Source organism: Geitlerinema sp. PCC 7407 (genome assembly GCF_000317045.1).
Lineage (GTDB): Bacteria > Cyanobacteriota > Cyanobacteriia > PCC-7407 > PCC-7407 > PCC-7407.
In genome coordinates, this window is the sequence record NC_019703.1 from 4,505,823 (window position 1) to 4,518,926 (window position 13,104).

At 61.7% G+C, this 13,104-nt stretch carries 14 protein-coding genes and 1 tRNA gene; 8 read left to right on the top strand and 7 right to left on the bottom strand.

Annotated features, from left to right (window positions below; all coding sequences use genetic code 11):
• Entirely contained in the window at window positions 1-627 is a 627-nt protein-coding gene (locus GEI7407_RS18400) for a hypothetical protein (protein ID WP_015173724.1), read from the top strand.
• Between the two features lie 70 nt (window positions 628-697).
• A tRNA-Gln gene (locus GEI7407_RS18405) sits at window positions 698-769 on the top strand.
• Window positions 770-868: 99 nt separating this feature from the next.
• On the opposite strand, the gene GEI7407_RS18410 is transcribed toward GEI7407_RS18405, so the two are convergent.
• Complete coding sequence (locus tag GEI7407_RS18410; protein ID WP_015173725.1) at window positions 869-2,188, bottom strand: pentapeptide repeat-containing protein; 1,320 nt, start codon at window positions 2,186-2,188, stop codon at window positions 869-871.
• 138 nt (window positions 2,189-2,326) lie between these two features.
• Here GEI7407_RS18410 and GEI7407_RS18415 point away from each other — a divergent pair, with 138 nt between their 5' ends.
• The 3 genes from GEI7407_RS18415 to GEI7407_RS18425 all read left to right on the top strand — a co-directional run bounded on the left by GEI7407_RS18415 (window position 2,327) and on the right by GEI7407_RS18425 (window position 4,600).
• A complete protein-coding gene (locus GEI7407_RS18415; RefSeq protein ID WP_015173726.1) occupies window positions 2,327-3,256 on the top strand; it encodes a histone deacetylase in 930 nt (309 codons plus the stop codon).
• Window positions 3,257-3,426: 170 nt separating this feature from the next.
• Entirely contained in the window at window positions 3,427-3,879 is a 453-nt protein-coding gene (locus GEI7407_RS18420) for a tellurite resistance TerB family protein (RefSeq protein WP_015173727.1), read from the top strand.
• A 154-nt stretch (window positions 3,880-4,033) separates the two neighbouring features.
• Window positions 4,034-4,600: an NUDIX hydrolase gene (locus tag GEI7407_RS18425; RefSeq protein WP_015173728.1), complete on the top strand. Its 567-nt coding sequence runs from the start codon at window positions 4,034-4,036 to the stop codon at window positions 4,598-4,600.
• Here GEI7407_RS18425 and GEI7407_RS21845 read toward each other — a convergent pair.
• Entirely contained in the window at window positions 4,597-4,719 is a 123-nt protein-coding gene (locus GEI7407_RS21845; protein ID WP_255347593.1) for a hypothetical protein, read from the bottom strand. The genes GEI7407_RS18425 and GEI7407_RS21845 overlap by 4 nt on opposite strands.
• A 72-nt stretch (window positions 4,720-4,791) precedes the next feature.
• On the opposite strand from GEI7407_RS21845, the gene GEI7407_RS18430 reads away from it, so the two are divergent.
• Window positions 4,792-5,325 carry a hypothetical protein gene (locus GEI7407_RS18430; protein ID WP_015173729.1) on the top strand — a complete coding sequence of 178 codons (534 nt, stop codon included), beginning with the start codon at window positions 4,792-4,794 and terminating at the stop codon, window positions 5,323-5,325.
• Here GEI7407_RS18430 and GEI7407_RS18435 read toward each other — a convergent pair.
• The 4 genes from GEI7407_RS18435 to GEI7407_RS18450 form a co-directional block, all read right to left on the bottom strand.
• Window positions 5,322-5,984, bottom strand: a complete 663-nt coding sequence (locus GEI7407_RS18435) for an HAS-barrel domain-containing protein (protein ID WP_015173730.1) — start codon at window positions 5,982-5,984, stop codon at window positions 5,322-5,324. The genes GEI7407_RS18430 and GEI7407_RS18435 overlap by 4 nt on opposite strands.
• Before the next feature lie 2 nt (window positions 5,985-5,986).
• Entirely contained in the window at window positions 5,987-6,175 is a 189-nt protein-coding gene (locus GEI7407_RS18440; protein ID WP_015173731.1) for an NAD(P)H dehydrogenase subunit NdhS, read from the bottom strand.
• 241 nt (window positions 6,176-6,416) lie between these two features.
• Complete coding sequence (locus GEI7407_RS18445; protein ID WP_015173733.1) at window positions 6,417-7,187, bottom strand: alpha/beta hydrolase; 771 nt, start codon at window positions 7,185-7,187, stop codon at window positions 6,417-6,419.
• A 256-nt stretch (window positions 7,188-7,443) separates the two neighbouring features.
• Window positions 7,444-9,708, bottom strand: a complete 2,265-nt coding sequence (locus GEI7407_RS18450) for a Tex family protein (RefSeq protein WP_015173734.1) — start codon at window positions 9,706-9,708, stop codon at window positions 7,444-7,446.
• 375 nt (window positions 9,709-10,083) lie between these two features.
• Between GEI7407_RS18450 and GEI7407_RS18455 the strand changes: the two genes are divergently transcribed.
• Both GEI7407_RS18455 and ggt read left to right on the top strand, forming a co-directional pair.
• A complete protein-coding gene (locus GEI7407_RS18455; RefSeq protein ID WP_041269247.1) occupies window positions 10,084-11,250 on the top strand; it encodes a pyridoxal phosphate-dependent aminotransferase in 1,167 nt (388 codons plus the stop codon).
• Between the two features lie 9 nt (window positions 11,251-11,259).
• Complete coding sequence (gene ggt / locus GEI7407_RS18460; protein ID WP_015173736.1) at window positions 11,260-12,834, top strand: gamma-glutamyltransferase; 1,575 nt, start codon at window positions 11,260-11,262, stop codon at window positions 12,832-12,834.
• Here the strand turns inward: ggt and GEI7407_RS18465 are convergent, their stop codons facing one another.
• Window positions 12,835-13,044, bottom strand: coding sequence for a hypothetical protein (locus GEI7407_RS18465; RefSeq protein ID WP_015173737.1), 210 nt, complete (start codon window positions 13,042-13,044; stop codon window positions 12,835-12,837).
• Window positions 13,045-13,104 lie beyond the last annotated feature (60 nt).

Below are 13,104 nucleotides of genomic sequence, written 5' to 3' on the forward strand. Positions count from 1 at the left end.
ATGTTGACTGGTACCTTCATTCCGCCGGAACTCGCGATCGCCCCCAGTCCTGCGGCCATGGTCAATGGTTTGCAGTTGCGCACCGTCCTCGTCGATCACCAAAGCAGCTTTGAGCTGTGGTACCCGACCCAAGATTTGCTAGCGGTCAACGAAGCCTCGCTGCTGATGAGCGATTTTGCGCGGCTAGAGACGATCGCCAAACGGCTCACTTGGCTGATGGGGGCCACCTGCTTTGTGGCTGGACAGCAAATCTCGCTCCACAGCACCGACAGCTGGGGCCAGGTGCAGACGCTACTGGCCAACCAGGCGTGCCGCCCCAACGCGATGATCTGGGAGTATCAGGGCCAGACGATCCGGCCAGTGTACGAAAACCAGCGGCACCTGGGCTGGATGATGCAGTCCCCCTGCTGGAAAATTTCGCTGATGCGGATCGAGGGGGGCCTGGGGCGATCGCAGATAGAGGTGCTGCCGGTGACGGTGCAGATCGGCGTTGAGCAGTCCGTGGTGCGGCGATTTCGGGGGACCCGAACGGCGGGCCTAGGGGAGGGCGATCGCGGCTGGCTGGCTCAGGGACAGGCCTGGATGGGCAATGTGAGACGTTTCAAAAAACAAGCACAAAATTCTTGACAAATCGCCCTCATGTTCTGTTACAATCAGTTTCGCTGAGGCGACAGCAATGAAGCCCAAGCGACAACGATGGGGTGTGGCCAAGCGGTAAGGCAGCGGATTTTGGTTCCGCCATTCCTAGGTTCGAATCCTAGCACCCCAGCTCTTAGAGCAAAATAACAAAGCCGTCCTCCAGGGCGGCTTTTGTCTTGGAACGATCTTGGATATTTTGGGGCGACTTGGGATGGCTTAGGGGCGATCGCTAATGGCCCAGCTCATTGGGGATGCCTTCGCAGCCTCCCACCACCGTCGCTCGGGTCCGCGCCCCGCCCCAAGCACAAATGTAGTAGCGCTGCCCTTCAGACAATCGCTCCACCCGGCTAAAGTCAGCGTCTTCGACCACGGCCCCCGTGCACTCACCCGTTGCGTAGTTGGGGGGCTCGGTGCGGCTGCGCGGCGTCGCGGTCTGGGGTTCGCCATAGAACAGCCGCGCGCCCCGCAGGTCCGCGCCCCGCAGCTTCGCCCCGTAGAGAATTGTGCGGGCCAGATTGGCCTTGACCAGATCCGCCTCGCTCAGGTCCGCGCTCACCAGGTTGGCGTCGCTGAGGTCGGTCCAGCGCAGATCCGTGCGCGACAGGTCTGCCTTGGCCAGCATGACCCCCAGGTCGATCACCCGGACGCCCTGCTCGCGGTCCTCGGCATAGCCGCCGACACCGTCGAGGATGGCGCGGCCCAGGCGCTGGTCGCGCTTGAGGGGAGTCAGCAGCTTCGATTGGGACAAAAAGCGAATGACTTTGGCTTTGCCGTTGGCGTCGATGCTGCTGAGGATGGCGGCGGTGCGGCCTTCGGCGATCGCCCGCTCCTGGGGCCAGTCTTCGAGGAGTCCTTCTTCATCTAGGACCAGATCCGAGACGCCCTGAAAGTAGGTGTCGATGGTCTGCTGCTGAGTAATCAGGTTTTGCTGAATAGTCAGCAGGTTTTGCTGGGTGGTGAGGTCCTTGGAGATGACGTACTGCCGCCAGGCCACGTACACCGCCAGAATCGCAATCAAGATTTGGCCAAAGGCGCCGATGAAGTCGCTCAGGACGGCGACTATGTCCCAGTTGATGGTTTTGAACCAGGCCACGATCGGGCGGTCCCAGCCCAGCAGGCGGCAAAGGCCAACAAATCCCAGCGTTAGCCCCAGGCTGCCGACCAGAAAGGTGCGCTGCTGAGGTTTGACCAGCTCCTCCAGGATGTCGCGAAAGAGGGGCCACAGCAGGCGAAGGGAAATCAGCAGCGACACCAGGGTGGCAGGCCAGGTCAGCCAGTCTAGGTCGAGGGCCAGCCCGAGAATCAAAATGGCGATCGCCACGAGGCCAAATAGTGAGCCCGGCGGTACTCGGCGGGGGAGCCGGGAGGCTGCGATCGCCAGCTGAGCGTTGCGGCTGGCGGCCAAGATAGCGGTGGCTGAGGGGCTGAGGCCTTCCACCGGCTGAGCAAGGCCGTTGAGATTGTCGAGCGCGTCGTCTTCTTCGGAGAGGTCCGCAGCGGGCGGAAATTCTTGGGCGGGGGGCTGGTCAGCGTGGGGATCTGGGGTCATAGGCACGGTTCAGGACGCGAGAGGTGAGCAAAACAAAAAGGCCACGACAAGCATCAAGGGCAAAACCTGCGTTTACGGGCGCGGCTCAGAGGCGCTGGCCTGTTCGCTAGGATCGCAATATATCCTGTCAAAGCGTCTATGCTGCCGATTATTTACGCCGACGACTTTCTTCTCCACGATACTGGGTTGTTTCATCCGGAGCGGGCCGATCGCCTGCGGGCGGTGATGTCTGCTCTGCGAGCCGCTCCCTGGGCCGATCAGCTGGCGTGGCGATCGCCCACTCCCATTGAAACGCGATCGGTCTTGCCCTGGATCGAGCAAATTCACACACCCGACTATGTCCAGCAGGTGCGGGTCTTGGCCAATCGCGGCGGCGGCCATCTCGACGGCGATACGGTGGTGTCTCCCCGCAGCTTTGAGATCGCGCAACTGGCAGTCAGCGCGTGGCTCGATGGCGTCGATCAGGTCCTGGAGACGGGTCGACCGGCCTTTGTGCTGGCGCGGCCGCCGGGTCACCACGCCGTGCGCGATCGCGGCATGGGATTTTGCATTTTTGCCAATGCGGCGATCGCCGCTCACTACGCCCTTAGCCAGCCCGGCATCCAGCGCGTTGCCATCCTCGACTGGGACGTCCACCACGGCAACGGCACCCAGGCCCTCACCGAAACCCACCCCCAGATTTTTTATTGCTCGCTGCACCAGTCGCCCTGCTATCCCGGCACGGGCAGCCGCTCCGAGCAGGGGTTTCACCACAATGTGCTCAACCTGCCCCTGCCGCCGGAGAGCACCTTCGAGGACTACGACCCCCTCTTTCGCGAAAAGATTGTCCCGACCCTCAAAGCATTTCGGCCCGATCTGCTGATTGTCAGCGCGGGCTACGACGCCAACAAGGACGACGCGATCGCCAGCCTTTGCCTCAAGCCAGCCGATTACGGCCTCTTCACCCAGCACTGCCTCAGCCTCACGCCCCGCATCCTATTTGGCCTAGAAGGCGGCTACGATCTAGCCAGCCTGGGCCAATCGGTGGTCGCCACCCTCGAGCGCTGCCTGCTCACCCCGGGGCATTAAATTTTTCGCAGAATTCTAGGCGTTTGCTAAATCTGTCGCCATGCTGGTGAAGTCATCCCTGTAATTTCTGGGAGTGCCTCCGCTGATGGGGGTGACTAGAGCCACTATCCGCGCGCTTCCGGACCTTGCAGCAGCAATTTCCATTTCCTACCACTTGTTGAGGAAAGCATATGGGCTTGTTTGACAAAGTGTTTGGTGGCGCTCGCACGGAACAGCAGCAAGACGTCCTCAATCCTCCGGAGGCGTTTGCAGCGATCGTGCTAGTGGCGGTGGCATCGGATGGGTACTTGTCCGACGAGGAGTCCACGGGGGTCTACACGACCCTGTCGCGGATGCAGATGTTTAAGAACTATTCCACTGATGTGGTGCGGCGGATGTTCGACAAGCTGCTGGGCATCATGCGGCGGGACGGAGCTGGCTCTCTGGTGGATTTGGCGATCGCCTCTTTGCCCTTTGAGCTGAAGGAAACGGTGTTCGCCGTGGCCACGGACTTGGTCCTGGCCGATGGTCACGTGGCAGAAGAAGAAAAGAAATTTTTGAACGATTTGCAGATTGCTCTGGGCCTCAATGACGCGATCGCCATCAAGATCATCGAAGTGCTGCTGATCAAAAATCGCGGCTAGACCTGCGCAGCAGGAGCCTCTGCCATGCTCTCGCCCAATCTTTTTCGACCCTCTCCCAGCTCCGAATCGGAGCTTTTTTCTGGGCAAAAAGCGTGCGCGGTGGGGAGCAGTCAGCTTAAGGTGGGGGCGATATTCGCAGCAGGAGACAAGGTTCGTGGCTGAGCTGCACAAATGGAAAACCCTGGCCTCCCAGATGGCCTTTGACCACGCCTGGTACAAGGTGCGGCGCGATCGCGTGCAGCTCCCCAACGGGACCGTCATCGATGACTATTTTCTCAGCGTGCGCCCCGATGTGGCTCTCGTGCTGCCCGTGACCCGTGCCGGGGAACTGGTCTTTGTGCGTCAGTATCGTCACGGAGCGGGCGAAGTTTTGCTGGAGCTGCCCGCGGGGACCTTTGACCCTGCCCAAGAAGCGCCCCAAGGGGCAGCCCAGCGAGAACTGCTAGAAGAAACGGGCTATACCGCCTCGACCTGGATATCCCTAGGGGTTCTCTACGACAACCCGGTGAAGGAAACCAACAAAATTCACGTGTTTTTGGCTCAAAATGCCCAAAAAACCGCTGATCAAATCCTCGACATTACGGAAGAAATCGAGATTGTTTTAATACCGCCTTCGGAGCTGGTCGCCAAAATAGAAGTAGGGGATATTTGCGTCGCGGGCAGCGTGGCGGCGGTGTTTTTGGGCCTAGCCTATCTGCAACGTCAGGCTGCCCAGGGCTAGGGCGCCATAGCGAGATCAGCGGCCCAGCGAGAGGGCGATCGCAGCGATCGCGTGCTGCCAAAAGCGCCACTGCCGTGCTCGTCGATACCTTCACAAAATCTTCTTGAGTAGTAAGTCATATATTGCGCAAGATTCACCTTGCTCAGGCGCAGACCAGTGCACCCTAAAAATAGCAGCCTCCCCTGATTGCCATGTCTTCTTCTCTATTGCCCCAGCCGCTGATCCAGCCCAATGCAGTTTTGTCCCAGCTACAAAGCGGCCAGATTTTTATTGTCCAAGGAGAACGAGGCAGCGGCCTGATTATTTGCCATCGCCACCATGCCGAGATCGCCGGTCCCGGTTCTGCCATTGGCGGCGTTTTTGACCTCGACTGTCAGCGCGTTGTGCCCTTTGGCGCGCCGTCCTTGATCTACTCCGATGATCGGGCCGTGCGTCGCCAAGCCTACACCACTCGCCAGCGCTGGCTCACGATCACGCAAAAAATCGTCGGTCTGCCGGCCCCCCTCAAGCGCGCCCAGGGCATCCTGCACACGCTGGGGCGCTGCGCCAATCCCGAGACCGTCGATCGCCTGCCCAATGAGGTGCTAGCGCAGCTCGTCGGGGTGCTGCCCGAGACGATCGCCATGGCTAGGCCACTGATGGGCACTGAGGCGGCGTCCGCGGACACCAATGGGCACGGCTCGGCACCGCGATCGCCCTTTGCTCCGGCCAAGGCACTGCTCTAGGGATGAACCTGATTCAAAATGACCTGGAGGCGATCGTAGTCGTCCTTGAGCAAAATTCCGAGGGAGCGCCCCGCCTGCACGAGCCACGGGCGATCGGCCTGACGACACTGATACACCTCCCGGATCGCCGCCGCCACCAGGGCATCCACCGGTGCCTGGGTCACCTCGAGCAGCGTCCGCAAAAAATCAAAGCGCTCCGTAAAGCGCACCACCTCCGCCGGTTCGCAGCGATACACCGCCTGGTGAATCTGGGGCGGCCTGGGCGGCAGATGCTGATAGACCGGGCCTAGATCGTCGGCGCTGGGCGATCGCGGCGGTGCCTGAAAACCAACGATCGCCGCCCGAAACTCCGTCTTGAGCATGGCAAAAATTTGGGGCTGCTGCTCTCGCAGATCCTGGAGAGACAGGCCCAAGGCCCGAGCCCGGTGCACCGAGTCGATGGGGCTGGTGGTCGCGTGGTAAACCACTGCGTAGACCTGGTTGCCCGACTCTTCGTCAACGGACTTGACCCAGCTACCGAAGGGCGGCATCACCGCGAAGCTGAGGTCTTCGGGCTCCAGGCACTGGGCCAAAAACTCCGTCGTGGACGTCTCGATGACCTCCGCGAAATGGTTGGGATGGCGATCGCGCGCCGCAAATTGCGATCGGGGCAGGCGCACCGCTATTTCCCTTTGCGACCCGCCGTCACCACCTCAAGCTCCGACAGCCGGAAGGTCACGAGCTTGTCCCAGTTCCCTCCCTCAAACAGCACCGCCGCTTTTCCGTCGCTGACTCGCTGCACCTGTCCCTGGAAGCCGTAGTAGGTATCGCTGGCGTTGACAACGCGAACCGCAGAACCGGGCAAAATCATGGGTTTATGTCTCCTGCACATCGGTGAGCCTACACTGCAGCCCAGACTGCCGCCAAAACGGGCGCTGGCACTGCTTCCCTACTAGCTTATCGGGAAATTTGGCCATGATATCTCTTGGTCTCTCACCACCCCGAAGCCAAAGTCAGAATCTGCATTCAGATCCAACAGCCGAGGCTTCCCAAATCCTTGGCAGTGAGCGGGCCATTTCTATCCCCTTTCAGCGCTTTGGTTCACCGTCCCTTCAAAGGCCCTCAGGATCGACTAGCAGCCAGCGCAGAATCTCCGGCAATCGCCGCTGCCAAGCCGTTTCGTGATGGATGTCACCCTCCGCCAAGCTAAAGCGCACCTCATGGTCGCCATAGCCCAAACCCCGGAGATGACGATAAAAATCCTGGGTGATGGGCACGTAGTCCAGCCAAACCCCATAGAAGGAATACTGCTCCTGGCTGCCCACGTGCAGAGCAATTTTGGACCAGTGCCGGGTGTGGCGGTCCCAGAACTGAAACATTTGGCCGCCGCCCCACATGAGCGCCGGGGACAGGCCGCCAATCCGCCCAAATATTTCTGGGAAGCGACGCCCCAGGTAGAGAGCCATCAAGCCGCCCATGCTGGCCCCCAGAATCCCGGTCCAGGGGGCCTCAGGCAGGGTGCGAAAGTGCTGGTCAATGTAGGGCTTGAGATGGTGGACGACAAACTCTGCGCACTGGGGACCCCGACCGCCAATCCAAGGCGAATATTCTTCGAGGCGATTGGGCAAATGGTCGATGGCCACGATGATCCACGGTCGGATACTGCCCTCGGCAACCAGCCTTTCGAGGGTGGTATTGGCGCACCAGGTGTCGTAGACCGCCGATTCGGGATGGGAAAACACGTTTTGGCCATCGAACAGGTACAGCACCGGGAAGCGCTGATCGGGCTGCTGATCGTAGGCATCTGGGGTGAAGATGCGAATCGTGCGCTGAAGCTGCTCCGGGGGCGAAGGAAAGTCTCGCAGGATTTGGATAGAGCCCATGGGGAGAAGAGGCCGAAGAGACAATAAAGGGGGCGATCGCAACGGGTAGGGGTCAATCCAGCCCTATTAGACAGCCGAGAAAAAAGTCTGCCTGAGCCAAGGTTGGTTGACCCCAAGCAGACAGGTAAGGTCTTTAGGAGTAGTCTCCAAGAAAAGTATCGCGGAGGTCCCGGCAGAACACGGCACCCTTCGGAGTACCTTTATTTCTCTGGCATCTGAAATTTTCGGGCAGGGCGATCGGGGCGTGATCGGGGCTCTATTTGCGCCGATTAAATTTGGCCTTGAGGTCGGCCAGAGAGGCGCCGCTAGTGTCCGGGCGATCGCGATCGGTGCCGGGTCGGGCGGCTCGGGGCTTGGGAGCGCCGCCGTCGGGCGATCGCATCGACAGGCTAATGCGCTTGAGGGGCACATTCACCTCCATCACCCGCACCTTCACCACCTGGCCCACCTTGACCACCTCTTGGGGGTCCTTGACGAAGCGATCGGCGAGCTGGGACACATGGACCAGGCCGTCCTGGTGCACGCCGATGTCCACGAAGGCCCCGAAATTCGCCACGTTGGTCACCACGCCCTCTAGGGTCATGCCGACCTGGAGATCGGCCAAGTCGTTGATGCCTTCCTGGAAGGTGGCGTAGGTGAACTGGTCTCGGGGGTCGCGACCGGGCTTTTCGAGCTCGCGCAGGATGTCCCGCAGGGTCGGCTCGCCCACGGTGTCGGTGACGTAGCGCCGCACGTCCAGCCGCGCGAGGCGATCGCCCGCCTGGGGAATCTCGACCAGGGGCAGCTGCAAATCAGCGGCGATCGCCTCCACGATGCCGTAGCTCTCGGGGTGGACGGCGGTATTGTCCAGGGGATTTTTGCCGCCGCGAATCCGCAGAAAGCCCGCCGCCTGCTCAAAGGCCTTGGGGCCGAGCTTGGTCACCTTCAGCAGCTCTCGGCGGTGCTTGAAAGCGCCATTTTGGTTGCGGTAGGCCACGATGTTGTTCGCCACCGCCGGGGAGATGCCCGACACGAAGGTCAGCAGCTCTTTGGAGGCGGTGTTGAGGTCCACGCCCACGTAGTTGACGCAGCTTTCCACCGTTTCGTCGAGCTTGCGCTTGAGCAGCTTTTGGTCCACGTCGTGCTGGTACTGGCCCACGCCGATGGATTTGGGGTCGATTTTCACCAGCTCCGCCAGGGGGTCCTGGAGGCGGCGAGCGATGCTGATGGCGCCCCGCACCGTGACGTCGAGCTCGGGAAATTCGGCGATCGCCACCTCGCTGGCCGAGTACACCGACGCCCCGGCCTCATTCACCATCACCTTGACGGGCTTGCGATCGAGGGTTTGCAGCACCTCTGCTACGAAGGCGTCCGTCTCTCGACCGGCGGTGCCGTTGCCGATGGCGATCAGCTCGATGCGGTACTGCCCGATGAAGCGCCGGAGCTCTGCGGCCGCGCGATCGCGCTGTCCCTGGCCCTGGTGGGGAAAAATCGCCTGATATTCCAGAAATTTGCCCGTTTCGTCTAGGGCTACCATCTTGCAGCCGGTCCGGAAACCAGGGTCCAGGCCCAGGGTCGGCTTCATGCCCGCCGGGGCGGCCAGCAGCAGATTGCGCAGATTGGCCTCGAAGGTCTGGATCGACTCGCCGTCCGCCCAGGCTTTCTTCTCGGCGATCAGGGTGTTGAGGAGGGAGGTTTTCATCAAGCGCTGAAAGGCGTCCTTGAGCAGGGCGCGATAAAACTCCCGCAGCGATCGCTGCTTGCTGCGGCTCTCTTGGCTTTCTAGGTAGTGCAGCACCGCCTCTTCGTCAAAGGTTACCTCCAGGGTCAAAACGCCCTCGGTCTCCCCGCGCAGCAGGGCCAGCAGGTTGTGGGGCGCGATGTCTTTGACCGGGCTCTGGTAGTTCCGGTACATCTCGAACTTGGTGGAGCCTTCGGGGAAGTCGGCCTTGATTTTGGAGCTGAAAAGGCCGTTTTTGAGCAAGAATTCGCGCAAATAGGCCCGATGATCGGCGTTTTCGGCCACGGCTTCCGCCAGGATGTCAGCAGCGCCCTGGAGCGCCTCCTCGGGCGTGGTCACACCGGCGTCAGGATTCACGTAGGGCGCGGCGGCGGCGTCGAGGGCGATCGCCGGGGCCTGGGGCTGGTTGTGGTGGGCGATCGCCTGGGCCAAGGGTTCGAGGCCCCGCTCTCGGGCCACAGTGGCGCGGGTGCGCCGCTTGGGGCGGTAGGGGAGATAGAGGTCTTCGAGTTCGGTTTTTTGCAGGCAGCCGCTGATTTTGGCCTGGAGCTCGTCGGTGAGCTTGCCCTGGGCGGCGATCGCCTCTAGGATGCTGGCCTTGCGGGCCTCGAGCTCCGTCAGGTAGGCGTGGCGCTCCTGGAGCGTGCGCAACTGGGTCTCATCCATCTCCCCGGTGCGCTCTTTGCGGTAGCGGGCGATGAAGGGGACCGTTGCGCCTTCAGCAAACAGCTCTAGGGCCTGGGCCACCTGAAACGGCTTGAGGGACAGCTCATCGGCGAGCCGTTGCGGAATATTTAGCATAGACGCGAAAACAACCTCGAAAATCCTGGCAGGGCCAAGGCGGTGGCCCTCTTCTTAGCTTAATCGGCCCCAAGCCGCTCCTCCTTCCGGAGTGCTGACGGCTCGGAGCGTGCGGGGGGTCGGGGACGCTTTTGCAGGAGAACCTGCCGGGAATTTAAGAATTCTTGTCAACGAATCGCCGTATTCGCAGTCGGCAATGATCGCAGACTGGCGTAGGGAGGTAGGATCTTGTGGAGCAGACGAGGCCTGTGCTGGCGGTGGACCGTGATTTCTCACTTCACAAATGAGGATCTAAATCGCATCTAACGTGATAGGTATTGGCTTCCTGGGAGAAACGTCTGCGAGAGCCATACGCTGCTTGAAATTGAGATGAGCATCAAATTAGCCGCACGAATCAGTCAAGTAACGCCTTCGATGACGTTGGCGATCGCCGCCAAAGCCAAGGCCCTAAAAGCCGAGGGCGTGGATGTTTGCAGTTTCAGTGCCGGTGAACCGGATTTTGAGACTCCGGCTCATATCAAAGCAGCGGCCAAGCAGGCTCTCGACGAAGGCAAAACGCGCTACGGCCCAGCAGCAGGAGAACCGGAACTGCGCGAGGCGATCGCCCACAAGCTCCAGACCGAAAACCTGCTGTGCTACAGCGCCGAGAATGTCTTGGTCACCAACGGCGGCAAGCAGTCAATCTACAACCTGATGCAGGTGCTGCTCGATCCCGGCGACGAGGTGATCATCCCAGCGCCCTACTGGCTGAGCTACCCCGAGATGGTGCGCCTAGCGGGGGGCACGCCGATCATCGTCGAAACCACCCTCGAGAGCGGCTACAAAATCACTCCCGAGCAGCTGCGGCAGGCCATCACGCCCAAGACGCGGCTGTTTGTGCTAAATTCGCCCTCCAATCCCACGGGCATGGTCTACACGCCGGAGGAAATCCGGGCGATCGCCCAGGTGATCGTGGAGGCAGACCTGCTGGTAGTGTCCGATGAAATCTACGAAAAAATCTGCTACGACGGGGCCGAGCACCTGAGCATTGGCGCGGTGGGACCCGAGATCTACGAGCGCACGATCACCAGCAGCGGCTTTGCCAAGGCCTACTCCATGACCGGATGGCGCATTGGCTACCTGGCCGGCCCGCCAGAAATCATTCGGGCAACCACCACCCTCCAGAGCCACAGCACCTCGAACGTGTGCACCTTCGCCCAGTACGGGGCGATCGCCGCCCTCAAAGGCCCCCAGGACTGCGTCGAGGAGATGCGCCAAGCCTTCGCCCAGCGCCGCCAAGTCATGCTGGCCGGCCTCAACGCCCTCGAGGGCGTGAGCTGCCCGGAGCCCAAGGGGGCGTTTTATCTGTTTCCCGATATCAGCAAGCTGGGCATGGGCTCGCTGGAGTTTTGCAATCGCCTGCTAGAAGAGCAGCAGGTGGCGGCGATTCCCGGCATGGCCTTCGGCACAGACGCCAATATTCGCCTGTCCTACGCGACGGATTTGCCCACCATTGAGAAAGGCCTTGAACGTTTTGAGCGCTTCGTGCGATCGCACCTGTAGGGCACGCTGATGGGCCGACAGCCCCTGGGAGGGGCGATCGCGGCGGGCCATCCCCTCACGGCCGAAGCAGGCCTCGAAATGCTGCGTCAGGGCGGCAATGCCTTTGATGCGGCGGCGGCGGCCGTGCTGACTTCCTGGGTGGTGGAGTCCCCCCTGACTTCGCCCGCGGGCGGCGGCTTTTTGCTGGCCTACACAGCCGATCGGCAGGCCCAGCTGTTTGACTTCTTTACCCAGACGCCCCGCCAGCGGCGATCGCCCCCTCTGGACTTCTATCCGGTGGGGGTAAATTTTGGGGGCGCGGTCCAGGAATTCCACATTGGTTTAGCTTCGATGGCGGTGCCCGGCGCCCTCAAAGGGATTCACGCGGTGCATCAGCGGCTGGGACGCCTGCCCTTTGCAGCGGTGGCTGAGCCGGCCATTCACTACGCCGAGGGGGGCGTGGCCCTGAATGATTTCCAGGCCTACTGCCTCCAGATTTTGGCGCCCATTTTGACAGCGTCAACCGAGGGGCGGGCCATCTACGCGCCCCAGGGCAGCTTGGCCCAGGCCGGGGACGTGCTGCACTTCCGTGACTTAGCCGAGACCCTGCGGGGCTGGGCAAACCACGGGATCGAGGGGCTGTATCAAGGGGAAATGGCCCATCAGCTGGCAGCGGACTGTCGCCAGGGCGGCGGCCACCTGAGCCTGGAGGACCTGACGCGCTACCAAGTTCAGGCGCGATCGCCCCTCCAGATTCGCTATCGGGGCCATACGCTGTTGACCAACCCGCCCCCCAGCTCCGGCGGCGCGCTGATTGCCTTTGCCTTGGCGCTGCTGGAAACCCAGGATCTCGGCGCGATGGGCTTTGGCAGCGATCGCCACCTGGCCACCCTGGCCACGGCCATGGCCCTGACCAACGCCGCCCGCAAGGACGGCTACGACGACCACATCCACAGCGCGGACATTGCCCAGCGATTTCTCGGGCTAGACCACGTGCAGCCTTACCAAGCCGAGTTGACCAACGCCGTGAACCGGTGGGGCAGCACCACCCACATCAGCGTCCTCGACGCCGAAGGCAACGCCGCCAGCGTCACCACCTCCAACGGCGAAGGCTCGGGCTACCTGATTCCTGGCACCGGCATCATGGTCAACAACATGCTGGGCGAAGAAGACCTCAATCCCGCTGGGTTCCACCGCTGGGCCGAAAATGTGCGCATGTCGTCCATGATGGCGCCCACCCTGGTGCTGCGGGAGGGCCGCCCCGAAGTCGTGCTGGGCTCCGGCGGCTCCAACCGCATCCGCACGGCGATCTTGCAGGTGATTTCCAACATTTTGGACTTTGGCATGGCGGCCCCGGCGGCGGTGAGCAGTCCCCGCATCCACTGGGAGCAGGGGCGCCTCAGCCTTGAGCCCGGGTTTGACCCCGGGGCGGTGGAGCGCCTAGCCCGCTACAGACCGGCGATCGCCCAGGAGCAGACCCAGTGGCAAGCGCCCAGCATGTTCTTTGGCGGGGTCCATACGGTGATGGCCCAAGCGGGCGATCGCTTTGCGGGGGCGGGCGATGAGCGGCGCAGCGGCGTCTTCCTCGCAGATTCGTTTAGCTAGCTAGTTCTGGCGGTAGTTTGGGTCGAGCCAGCAGCGGGGCAGGGCCTCCCCCGACGGAAACACCAGCTCCTGTTTGGCAAAGGGCGTGGGGTCTTGCTCTTCTTGACCCGCCTGAATCTGGCCCTCAATGGACTCTGTGGACGGGTTGAACAGGTCGGTGGGATCGACAACTTTGATCAAGTTCGCAGTTTCTTTGTGCTGAAGCAGCATGATGGAATTCCTCCAGAGGTCTACTGTCTTCAGGCTAAAGGCCCGGAGCGTCACCAACCT

What these genes read in the sequence shown, in the direction of transcription:
- GEI7407_RS18400 (WP_015173724.1), top strand. Translation starts at nt 1, where the DNA reads ATGTTGACTGGTACCTTCATTCCGCCGGAACTCGCGATCGCCCCCAGT.
- GEI7407_RS18410 (WP_015173725.1), bottom strand. Translation starts at nt 2,188, where the DNA reads ATGACCCCAGATCCCCACGCTGACCAGCCCCCCGCCCAAGAATTTCCG.
- GEI7407_RS18415 (WP_015173726.1), top strand. Translation starts at nt 2,327, where the DNA reads ATGCTGCCGATTATTTACGCCGACGACTTTCTTCTCCACGATACTGGG.
- GEI7407_RS18420 (WP_015173727.1), top strand. Translation starts at nt 3,427, where the DNA reads ATGGGCTTGTTTGACAAAGTGTTTGGTGGCGCTCGCACGGAACAGCAG.
- GEI7407_RS21845 (WP_255347593.1), bottom strand. Translation starts at nt 4,719, where the DNA reads ATGACTTACTACTCAAGAAGATTTTGTGAAGGTATCGACGAGCACGGC.
- GEI7407_RS18430 (WP_015173729.1), top strand. Translation starts at nt 4,792, where the DNA reads ATGTCTTCTTCTCTATTGCCCCAGCCGCTGATCCAGCCCAATGCAGTT.
- GEI7407_RS18440 (WP_015173731.1), bottom strand. Translation starts at nt 6,175, where the DNA reads ATGATTTTGCCCGGTTCTGCGGTTCGCGTTGTCAACGCCAGCGATACC.
- GEI7407_RS18445 (WP_015173733.1), bottom strand. Translation starts at nt 7,187, where the DNA reads ATGGGCTCTATCCAAATCCTGCGAGACTTTCCTTCGCCCCCGGAGCAG.
- GEI7407_RS18450 (WP_015173734.1), bottom strand. Translation starts at nt 9,708, where the DNA reads ATGCTAAATATTCCGCAACGGCTCGCCGATGAGCTGTCCCTCAAGCCG.
- ggt (WP_015173736.1), top strand. Translation starts at nt 11,260, where the DNA reads ATGGGCCGACAGCCCCTGGGAGGGGCGATCGCGGCGGGCCATCCCCTC.
- GEI7407_RS18465 (WP_015173737.1), bottom strand. Translation starts at nt 13,044, where the DNA reads ATGCTGCTTCAGCACAAAGAAACTGCGAACTTGATCAAAGTTGTCGAT.